The sequence below is a fragment of the Stenotrophomonas maltophilia group sp. Smal32 genome, assembly GCF_030237085.1.
GTDB classification, from domain to species: domain Bacteria; phylum Pseudomonadota; class Gammaproteobacteria; order Xanthomonadales; family Xanthomonadaceae; genus Stenotrophomonas; species Stenotrophomonas maltophilia_Q.
Genome location: NZ_JASJSI010000003.1, coordinates 78,302 through 94,260 on the forward strand (window position 1 = coordinate 78,302; position 15,959 = coordinate 94,260).

Genomic DNA, 15,959 nt, shown 5'->3' on the forward strand with positions numbered 1-15,959 from the left:
CAGAAGGCGTGCGTGTGGACGTCCGCTTCGGGTCGAAAGCACACGTCGTCCCGGGGCTTCGTCGGCATCAATGGGTGGAGTCGTTCGCCCGCGACTGGTAGAACTCGCCGATGCGTCGAACAAACCGCTGCGGGTTCGCACCGGCAAGATTGGTCAGCACGATCACGGCCAAGTCTTCGTCCGGGTAGACGACGAATGCCGCGCGGGCGCCGCCAATGCCTGCGACCTGGCGCGGGCGATCAGCCTTCAACACCGGCCAGCCTAAGGCCCAATCGCTTTTCGCCCCGCTGTTCAGTGGCTCTGGCTGCCACATGCGCTGGACATGTGCATCATCGATCAACTGGTCCTGCGACAGCGCAATGATCCAGCGCGACAGCTCTTCGGCCGTCGTCTGGATTCCGCCACCCGCCCACAGGCTGTAGGGCATTTCATAAATCCAATGCGACAGGCGCGCACCGTCGTCCGGTGCCAGCGAGCCCCGCGGCGACACGCTGTAGATCGTGGCGGCTCCGGCAACCAGGTCATAGCTGTCACCGAACGTGGTGGAGGGCATGCCCGCCACATCGAACTGTCGCTGCGTCACGAATCGCTCGTACGGTTGCCCGCTCAACTTGACGATGATCCGCGACAGCAGGCCGTAGTTGGTCTGGTTGTACGAAAACTGTTCGCCTGGCGATACCTCCAGAGGCCGAGCCTCGACCGCGCTCCATGCCTCCGGCTCCGTCGCACCGCCAAAGGCCCCCTGCGAGTCGATGATCTCCGGAAGGCCTGATGTATGCCCCAGCAGCTGCCGGATCCGCACCCCACGCCAGGTCGCGGGCACATCGTCCAAATAGCGTGACAAGGGGGCGTCCAGGTCCACCCGTCCGTCCTGGACCAGTTGCATCATGGCTACGCCGGTGAACGACTTGGTGGCCGAGTTGATCGGAAACAGCGTCTTGCCGGTAACAGGCACCCGGTTCTCGACATTGGCGAACCCGTAGTTCTCCAGCAGCACTACTTTCCCATATTGCACCACTGCCAACTGGAGGCCCGGAATCCGGTGCTCCTGCATGGCCTGCTGGATGAAGGCCCTGGCCTTGCTGTTGGCTGCCTTAAGAGAACCGGCCGCAAGCGCCTGGGCTGGAAGCCATGCCGACAGGGCAACGGTCAGCAAGGCGGTGCGCAAGAGTGCAGGCAGCATAGATTTCCCTGGGCCAGGTCGTCTGGAAAATGGATTGGCGAGTGCCGACGGAACCGATGCCGGCCGGCAACCTTAGGCCCAGGCACCCGGGCACGACAGTGCAAAGAGTCATGCTCACAATAAGGTGGAGCGCCTGCTGTTCGCCCGCTGTCACATCAACTGCGACTAGCTGAAATCTTTGATCGCCTACCTGGCAGGGTATTCCGCGCACCAGCATCCTGTTCGATCTGATGACTAATGATTCTCAGGACCTGCTGCGGTAACGGTGTACGGCTGCCCCGCTATCACTACTTGATCAGGAAGTCATTCAGTGATTTTCCGCTTGCTACCAGCTCGGCTATCCATCGCGGTTGCCGCCCTCGACCGGACCACGTCTGGCCGCGCACTGCAGGATTACGGTACTTGGGAGCGATCTTGGGCACTGTCGATTTGGCAGACCTCCGATCACCTCGCTTCTTGGCGGTTTCGGAGGGCACGATCACTGAAGCGCCGTACAGTTCCTCTATCGTGTAGCCATGATCCTTGACGTACTTATTGATCTTGGCGCGCATCGCTGTGGCCTTAGGGCGTGACAGCACTTTGGACTGCTGCTTCTCCGCCTGAGCAATCAGTGAGCGAAGTTCCTTGGCCGTAAGGCCGCTGATATCAATAGTCATGAATTCTTCCCCGGTGTCGAGGCCCTAGCCTATGCTCAAATGACATTGCGTGTCACTCCATGTCCACTATGAGTCGCTCAATCTCAGGGTCGACTACTAAAAAGTGGATCGTGTTAGCTACTCTCTCACTGCACATGATTTTCACGTGGCATATGGACCTGAGGACTAAAGACGCGCCGTGAGTGATTGCTATGGCGTCGCCAAGAGTTCTTTGAGATCGCCAGTTTGAGGCATTGGATGAATCGACGTTAGACTCAAGCGCTTTCCGTAGCAGATCAGGGAGGCAAGGCGCATAACCGTGAGATCAATTCCCTTCATTGTCGCTGCCGCGTTGGCGGGAACTTCGCTGGCTGCAGATGCTTCTGAGGATAACCTCCATAGAGATCCTTACTTTGATCCAGGAGGCGCCGTCAGGTTCAACTATGGCTGGCTCGACTACGGGCCGTCCAGCCGCCTGCAGCTTGAACTGCTGCGTGCAGACCTTGACGCTGGAACCGGACCGTTCTCCTTTTCTGCCCAGTACCGCTGGTATGATGGCTTCGACGCCGTGCATCACGCGTACGCGGGCTGGCAGTTCTCCGATGCTACCCAGCTGAAGGCAGGTATCCAGCAGATCCCGTTCGGGCTGCTCCCTACCGTATCGCAGAGCTTCTGGTTCGGCTCCGGCTACTACTTGGGCATTGAGGATGATTACGATCCGGGCCTTGTAGTGATTCACCGCACCGGCAGCACGACCTGGCATCTCGGCTGGTTCTCCGGAGACGAATACGGGTCCGGGGCTCGCTATGATCGCTACTCCTTTGATGTCGCGCAGACCGAGGCGTTGCCGTATCGCGAGCGGCAACGACTGCATGCACGCGTGGAGAGTGCGCGCGCCTGGGGCGGCGGCGAGCTGTTGCTGGGCGCATCAGCGTTTGCTGGCAAGGTGCAGAACACTCAGACACGGCGTCACTACGGTCATCAGGGCGCGGCCCTCCATGCACAGTGGCAGCGCGATGGTTGGACCGCGCAGTTGCAGTGGGCGCGGTACCGGTATGACGTGCCCGGAGATCGCATCGCAATGTCGGCGTTCCAATTCCCCTTCCAGGTTGCAGCGCAGGCGGATGTGCCAAGCGCCAACATCGCCTATTCGTTCGGCCAGAAGGGCTGGCTGGATGACATCACCTGCTATAACAACCTCAGCATGACCCGCCCGGTCGGGCACCGCGCGGGCCTTCGTGATTCGTGGCAGAACGTGACCGGTTGCAGCCTGCAGAAAGGCATCATGCTCACCTATGTCGACTGGATCGCTGGCCGCAACATGTGGTTTGCCGGTGGTGATGGTATCGGCATCGACGAGGGAGGACCTTCCCGCTGGCATTCACGGCTGAACTTCAACATCGGCTTCTACTTCTGATCGGCCTCGCGCAAGCCGGAGGCTTCTTCACCCAACAACACGGAGGTATCCATGCAGAGCACGGCTCCGCAACATCCCCCCGTTCGCCAGCGGATTCTTCCGCAGGTGTTCATTCCCACGGCAGCCATCGTCATCGCGCTGCTGGCGCTTGCTGCCATCGTGCCCGATAGAGCCACGCGGTGGTTCACCGCGGCCAAGTCATGGGCTGCCAATGATGCAGGCTGGTTCACCATCCTTGCGGTGGCCGGCTTCCTGGTCTTCGTCGTCGGCGTCGCCATCAGCAGTTACGGCCGCATCAAACTCGGCCCTGACCACAGTACGCCGGACTACAGCTACGGCTCCTGGTTCGCCATGTTGTTCGCTGCCGGCATGGGCATCGGTCTGATGTTCTTCGGCGTTGCTGAGCCCATCATGCACTACGCCACGCCGCCGGTCGGCTCGCCCGAGTCGGCCGCAGCTGCCCGCCAGGCCATGCGCATCACCTTCTTCCACTGGGGCATCCACGCATGGGCGATCTACGCAGTGGTGGCGCTGTCGCTGGCGTACTTTGCCTACCGGCACAATCTCCCGCTGCGTGTCCGATCCGCACTGTATCCGCTCATCGGCGATCGTATCCACGGCCCGTTGGGGCATGCTGTAGACACGTTCGCCGCGCTGGGTACCATCTTCGGCCTGGCCACCTCGCTGGGGCTGGGCGTCATGCAGATCAACGCCGGCCTGAACTACCTGTTCGGCCTGGAGGTCAGTACGCTCGTCCAGGTTGGCTTGATCACCGTCATCACACTGGTGGCGACCGGCTCGGTCGTGGCTGGCCTGGACAGCGGCGTACGCAGGCTGTCCGAGCTCAACATGATCCTGGCGGCAGCGTTGCTGGCCTTCGTGCTGGTCTGTGGACCCACCGTGCACCTGATGCAGGCACTGGTGCAGAACACCGGCATGTACGTTTCCCAGCTGTTCTCGATGACCTTCAACCTTTATGCCTACGAACCCACGGGTTGGCTGGGTGGCTGGACGCTGTTCTACTGGGGCTGGTGGATTGCCTGGTCGCCCTTCGTTGGCATGTTCATCGCGCGCATCTCACGTGGACGCACCGTCCGTGAGTTCGTGGTGGGGGTGTTGCTTGTGCCGCTTGGCTTCACATTCCTCTGGATGACCATCTACGGCAACACCGCGTTGCACATGGTGCGGGCGGAGGGCATCCAGCAGTTGGTGCAGGCGGTCTCAACCGACAGCTCGATGGCGCTCTTCGAGTTCCTGGAGCACCTGCCGCTGACCATGCTGACCTCTTCGCTGGCGGTCATCCTGGTTGCGCTGTTCTTCGTAACCTCAGCGGACTCCGGTGCCCTGGTAATCGACATGCTTACCTCGAAGGGTGAGGAGGAATCGCCGGTCTGGCAGCGGATCTTCTGGGCGCTGCTGGTCGGCGGCCTTGCGATTGCCCTGCTGGTGGCCGGCGGCTTGGAATCATTGCAGGCGGCCACCATTGCCAGTGCGTTGCCATTTACGATCGTCATGATCCTGATGTGCTGGGGACTGCTGAAGGCCATGCATCTGGATGCAACCAAGCGCTCGATCCTGCGCGAGGCACGTATCTTGCCGGGTACCAGCGAGGATTGGCGGGCGCGCCTGCGCCTGCTGGCGCACAATCCGTTGAAGATCGAGGTGACCGGCTTCATCGAGCAGCGTGTCATCCCAGCATTGGAAGAGGTTGCGGCTGAGCTGCGCAAGCAGGATCTGCCGGTCCAAGTCTCCAAGGGGGAGGATGGTCGTGCGTGGCTGCAGGTTGGCCATGGCGAGGAGATGGACTTCTTCTACTCGGTACGGCCCCAGCCCTATGAGCCGCCGACGTTCGCCCTGCAGGATCCCCGTCGGCCGGTCAGCGAGGGTACCCGTCATTACCGTGCGGAGGTCTATCTGCGGGAGGGCGGGCAGGACTACGACGTCATGGGATGGACCAAGGTTCAACTCATCCACGATGTGCTCGATCAATACGAGCGCCACCGTCAGTTCCTGGACAAGGTGCGCTCGTAGAATCTGCACACAGATGCCGCCCGGAGTAGCGGCATCTGCCTTGGGTCGGGCATGACCCTGCGTTGACGTGGCCTCGGCGCCCGGCCGTGCTATTGATGGTCGAACTTCCCAGGAAGTAGCCCATGCTCACCAGATTGAGGCTTGCAGCCAGCAAAGTTACAAAGCGGATGTGGTTCCGCTCGACCCTGTATGGCGCCCTAGGCATCATCACGGCGTTGGCGGGCGCGTTCCTGAAGTTCCTCATTCCCGTCGGCCTTGCCGCACGGATCGGCGCAGATTCCGTCGGCAATATTCTTGGCATTCTTGCCGCGTCGATGCTGACGGTAACCACCTTCTCGCTGTCCACCATGGTCTCGGCATACGGGTCCGCGTCCAACAGCGCCACCCCGCGCGCGGCCCGCCTGCTGATCGAAGACACCCGGGCCCAAGGTGCGCTGGCCACCTTCATTGGTGCCTTCCTGTTCTCGATCGTGGGCCTCATCGCGCTCAGCACCGGCATCTACGGAGATAGCGGCCGGCTTGTACTGTTCGGGGCAACCATCGCGGTCATCATCGTCATCACAGTGACGTTGCTCCGGGCTATCGAGCAGTTCTCACGCTTTGGCCGCGTCGGCGAAACCATCGATCTGGTGGAGCGGGCGACCCAAGTGGCAATGAAGCGCCGCGCCGAGGAGCCTTCGCTCGGCGGAGCCAGTGCGGTTCGGGTAGGAGAGGGGGCGGTGCAGCTGGTCGGCGATCAGGTGGCCTACGTTGAACACGTGGATGTCGGGCGGATCAACGCCATTGCGCAGGAACATGATCTACGCGTTCATCTGCTCTGCCAGCCGGGTACGTTCGCAACCCCAACCCGTCCGTTGATAGCCATCGAGGGAAATCTACTTCCTGAAGTACAGAGTGAAGTGATCTCAGCCATTTCCTTTAGCGACGCGCGCTCCATCGAAAATGACCCACGGTTCGGGCTGGTCGTGCTTGCGGAAATTGCCCAGCGAGCCATGTCACCTGCGGTGAACGACCCTGGGACCTGCATCGACGTCATCGGGACATGTGTCAGGCTGCTCTGTGCATGGTCCAGCCACGCAGGGGACGCTGCGACAGGCGAGGTGCTGTATCCGCGCGTGCACGTGCAGTGTCTCGACGTACGCGACATGTTTGAGGACGCGTTCACTCCGATTGCCAGGGATGCCGCCGCGTCCCTGGAGGTCAGTATCCGGCTGCAGAAGGCCTTCGCAGCGTTGGCAGGGTCCTCGAATGAAGCGACAAGAGTCGCATCACAGGCGCATGCCCGCATCGCGTTGGAGCGCGGCCTATTGGCCATGGATTTCGAAGCTGATCGCGAGGCGCTTCGAGCCGTCGCATCTTATTTGACTCTGGAAGATGTGGACCACCGTTCGTAGTGTCTTCCTATCAAAGCCTTTGAAGCGCTGCGCTGGCTATCAGTGCTCGGCTGTGGTCTGGAGCACATCCGGTCAGCTCACCTTCCACAGCATGTATGCGGCAGTAATGAAGATCAGTACTGCAAATACCGTGTTCAGAGCTCCACGATAGTTGGCAAGCTTCGTCGAAATTGCTGCTCCTGCAGTACCGCCAGCCATCCCGGCAACGACGAACACTGCCGCGAGCTTCCAGTTGATCAGGCCTGCATGCGCGTAGTTCAGTGCGGTGGTCATGCCGAATGCGGCGACGGCGAGGAGCGAGCTTCCGACTGCGGCAATGATCGGCATTCCCGTCGCGGCCACAAGTGCGGGCACGATGAGGAAACCTCCGCCAATGCCAAAGAAGCCAGAAAGCCCACCGGCAGTGGCGCCCAGCCCAATCAGTGCGGGTGCATTGCGCCTGCCGAGCCGAGCGTCCGCGAAGCCAAGCGTGTTGCGCCTGCGAAGCATGGCGATGCCGACAATGACCATGACCACAGCAAACAGAGCCAGCAGTCTCTTGCCGTCGAACGCCTTGCCCAAGCTGGAACCCAGGTAGGCGCCCGCGATCCCCGCCAAGGCGAAGACCGAGGCACAGGGCCAGCGAACATTCCCTTTACGGGCATGCATCACCAGATTCGACACCGCATTGACCGCCACTGCCAGGGCGCTGGTGCCGATAGCCACATGCGGATCTTCCACCCCGACCACGTAGAGCATCAGTGGTACCGCAAGGATGGATCCGCCCCCACCAACCACGCCAAGGACGAAGCCGACCAGGACGCCAGACAGGCCGCCCAGCACCCACTGCAGCATAGATAGCGTTTCCATATGTCAGTCGGCGGACGCCGGACCTTGCTGCAGCCGTGTTGCGATGGAGGAAAGGTCGTAGCCTGCGTCCGAAGCAACAGACAGGACGTCAGCAAATGCCGCTCCATTGTGAACGACTTCCGACAGCGCCCACAGCATCGCAGCACGGGTGCCGGTTCTGCAGTACGCGACAACAGGGCGTGGCAGCGCGTCGATCAACTTGGCAAAGGTATGCACCTGATCATCGGTAATAACACCAGGCACTACCGGAAGATAGGCAAACTGCATGCCCGCCTGGTCGCAGGCAGCCTGCAGCGCATGGTGACTGGGCTGCTCCGGCTGTTCGTCGTCGGGCCGGTTGCAGATCACGCTCGCAAAGGCCTGCTCCTTCAGGGCTTCAATGTCCTTTGGCAGGAGCTGACCGGACACCTTGAGGCTGGCAGAGAGTGGCTTGAGGTTCATGGTTGTCCCGTAGTTGCGGTGGGGCGATGAATGAGGCCATGCAGGAGCACGCCAGCGATCATTGCCGTGGCAAAGATGATCGCGAAGGGCTGGCCGGTTCCCAGCAACGCGATGGCCGGGCCGGGACACACTCCGGCCAGTCCCCAACCCAGGCCGAATATCGCCGCACCGATGACCAGGCGCCGATCGATGATGCGAAGGGTGGGAATGTGCAGCGATGCGGCAAGCAGTGGTGTTCCTCGGGCGCGTATCCACAGGTAGGCTGCGCCGGAAGGAATCAGTGCGCCCAGCATGACCAGCGCCAGGGAGGGGTCCCAGGCGTCGCTCACATCCAGGAAAGCAAGCACGCGGGCTGGGTTGGCCATATCGGATACGACCAGGCCCAATCCGAAGAGTGCGCCGCACAGGAACGCGGCAAGACGGATCATGCCGGGCCTCCGGTCGCAATCTGTACCAGGGTTGCCGTGGCCATGCCCACGAGCATGAACACGCAGGTCGCCACCACCGAACGCGGCGATGCCCGGCCTAGTCCGCAGACACCGTGCCCACTGGTACAGCCAGCGCCAAGGCGAGTTCCGTAACCCACCAGCAGTCCGGCAATCACCAATACCACTGCTCCGTTTGCGGAGAGCGCCGGCAGGGGTATGGGCCTGGCCACCATTGCCAAGCCTGACGCCAGGGCAAGTCCCGCCAGGAACAGGGCAGCACTGCTGCGTCCGCCGTCACCCGGCATGCCCAGTGTCCTGGCAAGCAGACCCGAGATGCCAGCAACGCGCCCGAGAAGGAGTAGATAGGCTCCGGCCGCTGTTCCGATCATCGCACCGCCAGCGAGCGGCCAATACCAGGCCAGATGAGAGAGCGTCATAGCAGGTCCACCGGCAGCTTGAGGTAGCGCACGCCGTTTTCTTCGGGTTCGGGCAGATGGCCGGCGCACATGTTGACCTGCACTGACGGCAGGATCAGCCGTGGCATCGGAAGCGTGGCATCACGAGCCTCCCGCAGTTCCACGAACATGGCTTCACTCACGCCCTCGTGCACATGCATGTTTGTTGTCCTTTCGGCACCGATGGTTGTTTCCCATGCGAAATGGTCCCGGCCGGTGGCTTTGTAGTCATGGCACAGGAATACGCGGGCGGCGTCGGGCAGGGACAGCAGGCGCTGGATCGAGCGATACAACTGGCGCGCCGAGCCACCTGGAAAGTCGCATCGGGCGGTGCCGTAGTCCGGCATGAACAGCGTGTCTCCAGGAAATACGGCGTCGCCGATCACGTACGCCAGACAAGCCGGGGTATGGCCTGGCACGTGCAGCGACATCGCGTGCAGATTACCGATGCGGAAGGAGGCACCGTCGGCGAACAGGCGATCGAACTGGCTGCCATCCCGCTTGAATGCAGTGCCGGCGTTGAAGACCTTGCCGAAGGTTTCCTGGACTGCGGTGATGTGTTCGCCAATAGCCAGCGCGCCTCCCACCTGCTCCTGCAGCCATGGAGCCGCGGACAGGTGGTCGGCATGCGCGTGGGTTTCCAGCAACCATTGCACCTGTAGGCGCTCGGCCCGCACGTAGTCCACCAACGCCGATGCGGAGGCAGTGGAGGTGCGGGCTGCGGCCATGTCGAAGTCAAGGACGCTGTCGATGATGGCGCACGCTGAAGAAGATGGATCGCGTACGACGTGACTGGCAGTGAAAGTGGCAGGATCGAAGAAGGTCTTTACATGAGGCGAGGGGAGCAGGCCGGCACGGGCATCGTTGACGACGCGGACAGCCTGCTCCAAGGGGGCGTCTACCGCTACGGATTGGTTCACGACTGGCTCCGGGGGGATTGGCTGCTTAATCATTACATAGTTACATAAGGTGTGCAACTATAGAAGCATGCTAGACTGGGCGCCTTCCCCATGGTGTTTGCATCACATCACCCGGCCAAGTTGCCCTTACCCGTGACCAGCCCCCCATTCAGCCCGTCAGACCTAGCCACGATGAAGGAGCGCGTGCCCGAAGTGGCCGAGTTGCTGCGCTTCATGGCCACTCCCTCCCGCCTGTTGCTGCTGTGCCAGCTCGCGCAAGGTGAAATGACGGTGAGCGGACTGGAGGACGCCACCGGCATCCGACAGCCGGCGCTCTCCCAGCAACTGGCCGAACTCCGCCAACGAAAGCTTGTAGCGACCCGACGGGAATCGCGGTCGATCGTCTACCGCATGGCAGACCCGCGCGTTGCAGCACTGCTGGGCGCGATGCATGGGATCTTCTGTGCGGACGATACATCAACTTGAAGTGGCCTAAGGCGTCTAGAAGGGACGGGCTAGACTCACTGACCTAGGGGAATTTAGGCCATCGGCGTAGTCTGCCCCAAAACCAATTGACCGCAGCAGGCTCGAGGTCTGCTGCGGCCTAGGGATGTTTATCAGGGATGGGGTGGATGTCTGCTTATGGCCGCTCCTCGACCTTCGATGGGCAAGGAGCGACCCTTATGGACTCAGACATCAGTCTGCTCGGCAATCTCTAAGGCATCATCGACCTCGATGCCTAGGTAACGCACGGTGCTCTCGAGCTTCGTGTGCCCAAGCAATAGCTGGACAGCCCTGAGGTTTCGCGTCCTGCGGTAGATCAACGAAGCTTTTGTCCTGCGCATCGTGTGCGTGCCATAGGAACCCGACTCGAGACCAGCTTCCTCAACCCAGCGGTGGACAATCCTGGCGTACTGTCTCGTCGAAAGCTGGGGCGAGTCCGACCCGTGGGTCGCGAACAGGAAGTCCGAGGCCTTCAGGTCAGCATGAGTGATCCAGGCCTGTACAGCCTCGCGAGTCGATTGGGTAATTTCGAACTGGACAGGGCGACCGGTCTTCTGTTGCATCACCATAGCTCGCGAAGCCATCTGCCTGCCGTGAGATACATCGGACACCCGGAGTTTCACCAAGTCGCAGGCGCGGAGCTTGGAGTCAATTGCCAGATTGAATAGGGCTAGATCTCGAACCTTGTGGCCAAGCTGAAGTCTGATCCGGATGGCCCAGATATCTTTCAGCTTGAGCGGCGCCTTCTGACCGATCAGCTTTCCCTTGTTCCAGGGCTCGTGGGGCTGGTGTGTGTGAATAATTGCCATGACCTACTCCTGTTGAAGGGGGTGGTCAGGCTTCGCCCGAGCCTAGAAGCAAGGCGTGATGCGACCGGAAGCGGACGCCTTGCCCGGCGGCTTCCGGGAGGCATCTGTCTTAGAGAAACGCTGTCTCTAGCAGTCCACCGGAGAGATAGATGCTCGACACTGCCTCGAAATCTCTGGACGCCACGGCTAGCGATGCCAGCTTCTGGCATGAAGCAGCCGTGAGATTCAACAGGGGCGAGGGCGACAGCGTACGGCCCGTGGCGGACGAAACATCTGGCGATGTCGAGCACTACTGGTCCTGAGTCGCTAACGCCAACGGCATGCTTCGTTCGACTTCCAAGGCCGCGAACCTTCGTAGGGCACCTAAAGGGTCTCCTTACTTGTTAAGGACCGACAAGTTTGGACCGACGTCAGGGCGGTGCTTGCCTCCTTGGCCGTTGGCTAGAGCCAAGGAGCCGCGGACGTCAGCTCTGCCCCTGAACCACTGCAACCATAGGTTTCCAGCTCTTGCGCAACCATAGGTTCAGCAAAAGCGCAAACCTATGGTTGCCCGTCTAGTACGCACCGCAGTTGGAGTTCCCTGAACGGGAGCCTTATTTATACACCAGTCAGTTCAATATTCAGGGTCGATTAGACCCCCTAACGGATAATTCACACCTGTCGACCACCTCCTCTCTCTCCCCCTCCCGGGAGGCGGTCGACGAAACCAAAATAATTAAAGGTGTGTCCCGATGAACAAGAATTCGCTGCTCGCCCTGGGTCTTCTGGCTGCTCTGCCGTTCGCTGCATCGGCGACCGATGGCCTGTCGTACAACTACGTTGAAGGCGGCTACGTGAACACCGATGCCAAGGGCGGCGACGCCGATGGCTGGAAGGTGAAGGGTTCCGTGGCGGTGCACCCGAACTTCCACATCTTCGGCGACTACAGCGCGCAGGAGACCGACAAGTTCAAGAATGACGTCGACCAGTGGCGCCTGGGTGTCGGCTACAACTACGGCATCGCACCGAACACCGACCTGGTGGCCCGTGTTGCGTACCAGAAGTACGACGAAAAGCGTGGCCTGGACTTCAACGGCTACTCCACCGAAGTGGGCGTGCGCACCGCGTTCAACCCGTACGTGGAAGGCTACGTGATGGCCGGCTACGAAGATTTCAGCAAGAAGCACGGCTACAACCCGGACGGCGAGTTCTACGGCCGCGTGGGCGCCACCGCCAAGTTCAACCAGAACTGGGGCTTGAGTGGCGAAGTGAAGCTGGCCAAGGCCGGCGACCGCGAGTGGTTCGTGGGCCCGCGCTTCACCTGGTAACAAACGCCTGTCGTTAGTGCGTGTTGTTCTGGCGTGTGACTCTCTCTCTCCCACACGCCAACCGAAGCCCGGCCTCGCGCCGGGCTTCACTTTTATGGGCCCTGTGGCGCCACAATGCGGCATGGGCGACCCTTCCCCCCTCGCAGGTACTGGCACGGCCTACCAGGAGCATCCGGCGCCTGCGCCGCTGCGCGGCCACTTTGGTCAGCTGTGGCAGAGCCAGCTTCCTGCCGATGCCGATGGGCACATCACCGTACTGCCCGATGGTTGCGTGGATATCCTCTGGCGCGACGGTGCGTTGTTCGTGGTCGGCCCGGATCGCGTGGCCGCGCACCCGGCGCTGGCACCCGGTGCGCAGGTGCTGGGGGCACGCTTCCGTCCCGGCCAGGCATTGGCCGCGCTGGGCCTGCCCTTGGCCGAGATCATCGGCCAGGCCGTGCCACTGGCCGATCTGAAGGGCGCGTGGGCGAGCAAGGCGGCGGCCTCCATTGGTGACACCACGCCTGCACAGCGCCTGCAGCGGATGGCGCACTGCCTGCAACAGCATATGGGTGCGTCCGCGCTCGATACCCCGGCGCAGCGGGCACATGTCCTGTTCCAGGCGCTCGCCATTGGTGACGCCACGCTGGATGCGCTGGCGGCACGCCTGAGCCTGAGTCCGCGCAGCCTGCGGCGCTTCAGCCAGTCGCAGTTCGGCTACGGCGCCAAGACGCTGGAGCGGATCCTGCGCCTGCAACGTTTTCTTCGCCACAGCCGTGCGCTGCCGCAGCACTCGCTGGCGATGCTGGCCGCCGAGGCCGGCTATGCCGACCAGGCCCATCTCAGCCGCGAGGCACGTGAGCTTGCCAGCATGACAGCACGCGAGCTGCGCCTGGAATGGGGCCAATGATGGCCGTTTCGTTCAAGACCGCGATGCCACGTTGATTGAAGCTGGGGCTCCCACCACGGAGCCACGCCATGAGCCACGTCGCACCTCACGATGCCGAACGCCGCATCGACAACATCGAATTCAACGTCGCCGACATCGCCCGCAGCAAACGCTTCTACGGCGAGGTGTTCGGTTGGCACTTCACCGACTACGGGCCGGCCTACACCGAGTTCGACGATGGCCGCCTGAAAGGCGGCTTCGTGGCCGACGCGCCGGTGCGTGCCCACGGCGGGCCGCTGGTGATCCTCTACTGCGCGGACCTGGCCGATGCACAGCAGCGTGTGACTGCCGCTGGGGGCGAGGTGGTGCAGGCGGTGTTCGCGTTTCCTGGTGGCCGCCGCTTCCAGTTCCGCGATCTGGATGGCTACGAGTTGGCGGTCTGGAGTGATGTGGATTGAGGTCTTCGTACCTTCGCTGGTGGACGGAACGAGAACCGCTCCGTCCCCGGTCAGGTGGTTCCGCTATGATCGCCCGCACATCGCCACGCGATGCGCCCGCCTCAAGCCAGCAGGAACCGCCGTGAACTCCCAGCCCGCACCGATCACCGCCCTCAACCACACGCTCGACAACGAGCCGCAGCAGATCACTGCGCCGCTGACCCATTCGGCGGCGTTCCTGGTGCTGAAGGTGAAGGGTGACGAAGCGTCGATCGCCAAGGCGCGCGAGGTGCTGGCCAGCACCGATGACCTGATCAAGAACACCGCCATCCGCGAGATCGAGCGCACCTTTACCTGCAACGTGGCCATTGGTCACCGCGTGTGGAAGCCGCTGGTGGGCACCACGCCACCGCGCGAGCTCAAGCCCTTCCGCGAGATCAAGGGCGCGACCCATACCGCTGTTTCCACGCCGGGTGACCTGCTGTATCACATCCGCGCACGCACCATGGATCTGATCGTGGCGTTCGAGCGCAACCTGCTGATGGCCTTCGGCGATGCGGTGGAAGCGGTCGATGACGTAGCCGGTTTCCGCTATTTCGATGGCCGCGACCTGCTCGATTTCGTCGACGGCACCGCCAATCCGGAAGGGCTGTCGTTGCCGGAAGCCACGATCGTGGGTGACGAAGACCCGGAGCATGCCGGCGGCAGTTACGTGGTGGTGCAGAAGTACCTGCACAACCTCGATGCGTGGCGCGCTCAGAAGACCGAGGCGCAGGAAGCGATCATCGGCCGCACCAAGCACGACAACATCGAGTTGGATGACGCACCGGCGGATGCGCAGAAGTCGCACAAGACCTTGTGCACCATTGAAGACGCCGACGGCGAGCACGAGATCCTGCGCGACAACATGCCGTTCGCCAACCCGGGCCGTGGCGAGTACGGCACCTACTTCATCGGTTACACGCGCCGCCTGTGGGTGATCGAGAAGATGCTCGAGCGCATGTTCATCGGCAATCCCGCGCCGCTGCACGACCGCATCCTCGACTTCTCCACCGCCACTACCGGCGTGACCTTCTTTGCGCCTTCTCGCAAGGTGCTGGCCGACCTTGGCGACTGATCGCGCCGGGCCATCACGGCCCGCCATCTGCCTGTCATCTATGGCGCCGACCATGGCGCGCTGGATGGGAGTGCAGGAGGCTGGCGATGGTCAGGACTGGGAACGGGACCGGCGCGCGGCGCTGGTGGCGGCCGCTGGCTGCGTTGTTCGGCGCGTTGGCACTGGGGAGTGCCAGCGTTTCCGCGCAGGAGGCCCCTGCGCACTGGATGGCCTATGCCGCCACCGTGGGGGGCCAGCTGCAGCAGCGCCTGCAGCAGGAGCAGGACCCGCAGGCGCAGCGCGTGGTGGAGTGGTTGCGTGCACACCCGGATACACCCACGCCGCTGCCGGTGAGCCTGTGGATTGCGGCGGACGGCCGCATCTCGAAGCTGGAGTTCGACAGCCTGGGTGATGCCCAGGTCGACGCAGACCTGCGCGCGACGCTGCAGGCCGCGCCGTTGCAGGCAGCCCCGCCGGCGGACATGCGCCAGCCGCTGCGGCTGGGCCTGCTGCTTACCCAGTAGATCCACGCCATGCGTGAATGTGCTGGGTAGATGCCGACCTTGGTCGGCACGCACGCGCCAACCAAGGTTGGCGACTACCGGTGCCCAGCCCGGCCATCCGCATCAACGAACCGGCGCCACCTGCGGTTCGCGTGCGGCCGCGCTCCATGCACGCAGGCCGAACACGGCCAGGCCCAGGAAGAACACGTACAGCGCGGCAGTCACGTGCAGCGACTTGAACAGGTACGCGCCCACGTAGACCACGTCCACCCCGATCCACACCCACCAGCAGGCCACGTGGCGTCGCGCCTGCCACCACTGGCCAACCAGGCTCAGTGTGGTCAGCATCGCGTCCAGCCACGGCAGCGCGGCGTCGGTGAAGGTGTGCATGCCGGCTCCCAGCGCCACGCCACCACACAGGCCGATGGCCAGGTCGCGCAGCAGCTTGCCGCGCGCCAGCGGCACGATGCGGATGCTGCCCTCATCGACGGCATGCTGCCGCCAGTTGAGCCAGCCGTAGACCAGGAAGCCACCGAAGGCGACCTGCAGCAGGGTGTCCGAGTACAGCTTGGCCTCGGCGAACACCAGCCCGTACAGCGTCACCGACAGCAGGCCCACCGGCCACGCCGCCAGCCGGCGCCGGGCCATCAGCCAGACACCGAGGATGCTGCAAAGGGCGGCGGTCCACTCGAGCATCACGCCG

18 protein-coding genes are annotated in these 15,959 nt (G+C 62.6%); 9 read left to right on the top strand and 9 right to left on the bottom strand.

The annotated features are described in order from the left end of the window. Window positions 1–67: 67 nt before the first annotated feature. Together QRO91_RS01325 and QRO91_RS01330 are read right to left on the bottom strand one after the other, a co-directional pair. On the bottom strand, window positions 68–1,183 hold the full coding sequence (locus QRO91_RS01325; protein ID WP_005420855.1) for a serine hydrolase: 1,116 nt from the start codon (window positions 1,181–1,183) through the stop codon (window positions 68–70). 287 nt (window positions 1,184–1,470) lie between these two features. Beyond that, window positions 1,471–1,839, bottom strand: a complete 369-nt coding sequence (locus QRO91_RS01330; protein WP_005420854.1) for an H-NS family nucleoid-associated regulatory protein — start codon at window positions 1,837–1,839, stop codon at window positions 1,471–1,473. Between the two features lie 298 nt (window positions 1,840–2,137). Between QRO91_RS01330 and QRO91_RS01335 the strand changes: the two genes are divergently transcribed. From QRO91_RS01335 to QRO91_RS01345, 3 genes are all read left to right on the top strand, one after another. Next, on the top strand, window positions 2,138–3,235 hold the full coding sequence (locus QRO91_RS01335; RefSeq protein ID WP_032954695.1) for a hypothetical protein: 1,098 nt from the start codon (window positions 2,138–2,140) through the stop codon (window positions 3,233–3,235). Window positions 3,236–3,286: 51 nt separating this feature from the next. Continuing rightward, window positions 3,287–5,266: a choline BCCT transporter BetT gene (locus QRO91_RS01340; protein WP_021202110.1), complete on the top strand. Its 1,980-nt coding sequence runs from the start codon at window positions 3,287–3,289 to the stop codon at window positions 5,264–5,266. 122 nt (window positions 5,267–5,388) lie between these two features. Then, entirely contained in the window at window positions 5,389–6,660 is a 1,272-nt protein-coding gene (locus tag QRO91_RS01345; protein WP_005420848.1) for a DUF2254 domain-containing protein, read from the top strand. A gap of 72 nt (window positions 6,661–6,732) precedes the next feature. Here the strand turns inward: QRO91_RS01345 and QRO91_RS01350 are convergent, their stop codons facing one another. From QRO91_RS01350 to QRO91_RS01370, 5 genes are read right to left on the bottom strand one after another with little or no spacing between them, the layout of a single operon-like run. Continuing rightward, the gene (locus QRO91_RS01350; RefSeq protein ID WP_005420845.1) at window positions 6,733–7,494 is read right to left on the bottom strand and encodes a sulfite exporter TauE/SafE family protein; all 762 of its coding nucleotides are present in this window, start codon (window positions 7,492–7,494) and stop codon (window positions 6,733–6,735) included. A gap of 18 nt (window positions 7,495–7,512) precedes the next feature. Continuing rightward, window positions 7,513–7,950: a TIGR01244 family sulfur transferase gene (locus QRO91_RS01355; RefSeq protein ID WP_005420843.1), complete on the bottom strand. Its 438-nt coding sequence runs from the start codon at window positions 7,948–7,950 to the stop codon at window positions 7,513–7,515. Next, the gene (locus tag QRO91_RS01360) at window positions 7,947–8,378 is read right to left on the bottom strand and encodes a DUF6691 family protein (protein WP_005420840.1); all 432 of its coding nucleotides are present in this window, start codon (window positions 8,376–8,378) and stop codon (window positions 7,947–7,949) included. The genes QRO91_RS01355 and QRO91_RS01360 overlap by 4 nt, the downstream gene beginning before the upstream one ends. Next, on the bottom strand, window positions 8,375–8,815 hold the full coding sequence (locus tag QRO91_RS01365; RefSeq protein ID WP_005420838.1) for a YeeE/YedE family protein: 441 nt from the start codon (window positions 8,813–8,815) through the stop codon (window positions 8,375–8,377). The genes QRO91_RS01360 and QRO91_RS01365 overlap by 4 nt, the downstream gene beginning before the upstream one ends. Continuing rightward, the gene (locus QRO91_RS01370; protein WP_031269345.1) at window positions 8,812–9,681 is read right to left on the bottom strand and encodes an MBL fold metallo-hydrolase; all 870 of its coding nucleotides are present in this window, start codon (window positions 9,679–9,681) and stop codon (window positions 8,812–8,814) included. Before QRO91_RS01370 ends, QRO91_RS01365 begins: the two co-directional genes overlap by 4 nt. Before the next feature lie 243 nt (window positions 9,682–9,924). Here QRO91_RS01370 and QRO91_RS01375 point away from each other — a divergent pair, with 243 nt between their 5' ends. Continuing rightward, the gene (locus QRO91_RS01375; RefSeq protein WP_021202108.1) at window positions 9,925–10,218 is read left to right on the top strand and encodes a metalloregulator ArsR/SmtB family transcription factor; all 294 of its coding nucleotides are present in this window, start codon (window positions 9,925–9,927) and stop codon (window positions 10,216–10,218) included. A gap of 203 nt (window positions 10,219–10,421) precedes the next feature. Here the strand turns inward: QRO91_RS01375 and QRO91_RS01380 are convergent, their stop codons facing one another. Continuing rightward, window positions 10,422–11,045, bottom strand: a complete 624-nt coding sequence (locus QRO91_RS01380; RefSeq protein ID WP_005420833.1) for a tyrosine-type recombinase/integrase — start codon at window positions 11,043–11,045, stop codon at window positions 10,422–10,424. A 731-nt stretch (window positions 11,046–11,776) separates the two neighbouring features. Here QRO91_RS01380 and QRO91_RS01385 point away from each other — a divergent pair. From QRO91_RS01385 to QRO91_RS01405, 5 genes are all read left to right on the top strand, one after another. Further along, window positions 11,777–12,352: an Ax21 family protein gene (locus QRO91_RS01385; RefSeq protein WP_004153562.1), complete on the top strand. Its 576-nt coding sequence runs from the start codon at window positions 11,777–11,779 to the stop codon at window positions 12,350–12,352. Window positions 12,353–12,473: 121 nt separating this feature from the next. Then, entirely contained in the window at window positions 12,474–13,241 is a 768-nt protein-coding gene (locus tag QRO91_RS01390; protein ID WP_197650224.1) for a DUF6597 domain-containing transcriptional factor, read from the top strand. A gap of 68 nt (window positions 13,242–13,309) precedes the next feature. Then, window positions 13,310–13,678, top strand: coding sequence for a VOC family protein (locus QRO91_RS01395; protein WP_010487140.1), 369 nt, complete (start codon window positions 13,310–13,312; stop codon window positions 13,676–13,678). A gap of 121 nt (window positions 13,679–13,799) precedes the next feature. Then, on the top strand, window positions 13,800–14,774 hold the full coding sequence (locus tag QRO91_RS01400; RefSeq protein ID WP_197650223.1) for a Dyp-type peroxidase: 975 nt from the start codon (window positions 13,800–13,802) through the stop codon (window positions 14,772–14,774). Between the two features lie 86 nt (window positions 14,775–14,860). Beyond that, entirely contained in the window at window positions 14,861–15,277 is a 417-nt protein-coding gene (locus tag QRO91_RS01405) for a hypothetical protein (protein WP_404830220.1), read from the top strand. A gap of 102 nt (window positions 15,278–15,379) precedes the next feature. Here the strand turns inward: QRO91_RS01405 and pnuC are convergent, their stop codons facing one another. Beyond that, a complete protein-coding gene (gene pnuC, locus QRO91_RS01410) occupies window positions 15,380–15,952 on the bottom strand; it encodes a nicotinamide riboside transporter PnuC (RefSeq protein ID WP_197650222.1) in 573 nt (190 codons plus the stop codon). Between the last annotated feature and the right edge of the window lie 7 nt (window positions 15,953–15,959).

Coding starts and splice junctions, on each gene's coding strand:
- QRO91_RS01325 (WP_005420855.1), bottom strand. CDS start 1,183: ATGCTGCCTGCACTCTTGCGCACCGCCTTGCTGACCGTTGCCCTGTCG.
- QRO91_RS01330 (WP_005420854.1), bottom strand. CDS start 1,839: ATGACTATTGATATCAGCGGCCTTACGGCCAAGGAACTTCGCTCACTG.
- QRO91_RS01340 (WP_021202110.1), top strand. CDS start 3,287: ATGCAGAGCACGGCTCCGCAACATCCCCCCGTTCGCCAGCGGATTCTT.
- QRO91_RS01345 (WP_005420848.1), top strand. CDS start 5,389: ATGCTCACCAGATTGAGGCTTGCAGCCAGCAAAGTTACAAAGCGGATG.
- QRO91_RS01350 (WP_005420845.1), bottom strand. CDS start 7,494: ATGCTGCAGTGGGTGCTGGGCGGCCTGTCTGGCGTCCTGGTCGGCTTC.
- QRO91_RS01355 (WP_005420843.1), bottom strand. CDS start 7,950: ATGAACCTCAAGCCACTCTCTGCCAGCCTCAAGGTGTCCGGTCAGCTC.
- QRO91_RS01360 (WP_005420840.1), bottom strand. CDS start 8,378: ATGATCCGTCTTGCCGCGTTCCTGTGCGGCGCACTCTTCGGATTGGGC.
- QRO91_RS01365 (WP_005420838.1), bottom strand. CDS start 8,815: ATGACGCTCTCTCATCTGGCCTGGTATTGGCCGCTCGCTGGCGGTGCG.
- QRO91_RS01375 (WP_021202108.1), top strand. CDS start 9,925: ATGAAGGAGCGCGTGCCCGAAGTGGCCGAGTTGCTGCGCTTCATGGCC.
- QRO91_RS01380 (WP_005420833.1), bottom strand. CDS start 11,045: ATGGCAATTATTCACACACACCAGCCCCACGAGCCCTGGAACAAGGGA.
- QRO91_RS01385 (WP_004153562.1), top strand. CDS start 11,777: ATGAACAAGAATTCGCTGCTCGCCCTGGGTCTTCTGGCTGCTCTGCCG.
- QRO91_RS01390 (WP_197650224.1), top strand. CDS start 12,474: ATGGGCGACCCTTCCCCCCTCGCAGGTACTGGCACGGCCTACCAGGAG.
- QRO91_RS01395 (WP_010487140.1), top strand. CDS start 13,310: ATGAGCCACGTCGCACCTCACGATGCCGAACGCCGCATCGACAACATC.
- QRO91_RS01405 (WP_404830220.1), top strand. CDS start 14,861: ATGGTCAGGACTGGGAACGGGACCGGCGCGCGGCGCTGGTGGCGGCCG.
- pnuC (WP_197650222.1), bottom strand. CDS start 15,952: ATGCTCGAGTGGACCGCCGCCCTTTGCAGCATCCTCGGTGTCTGGCTG.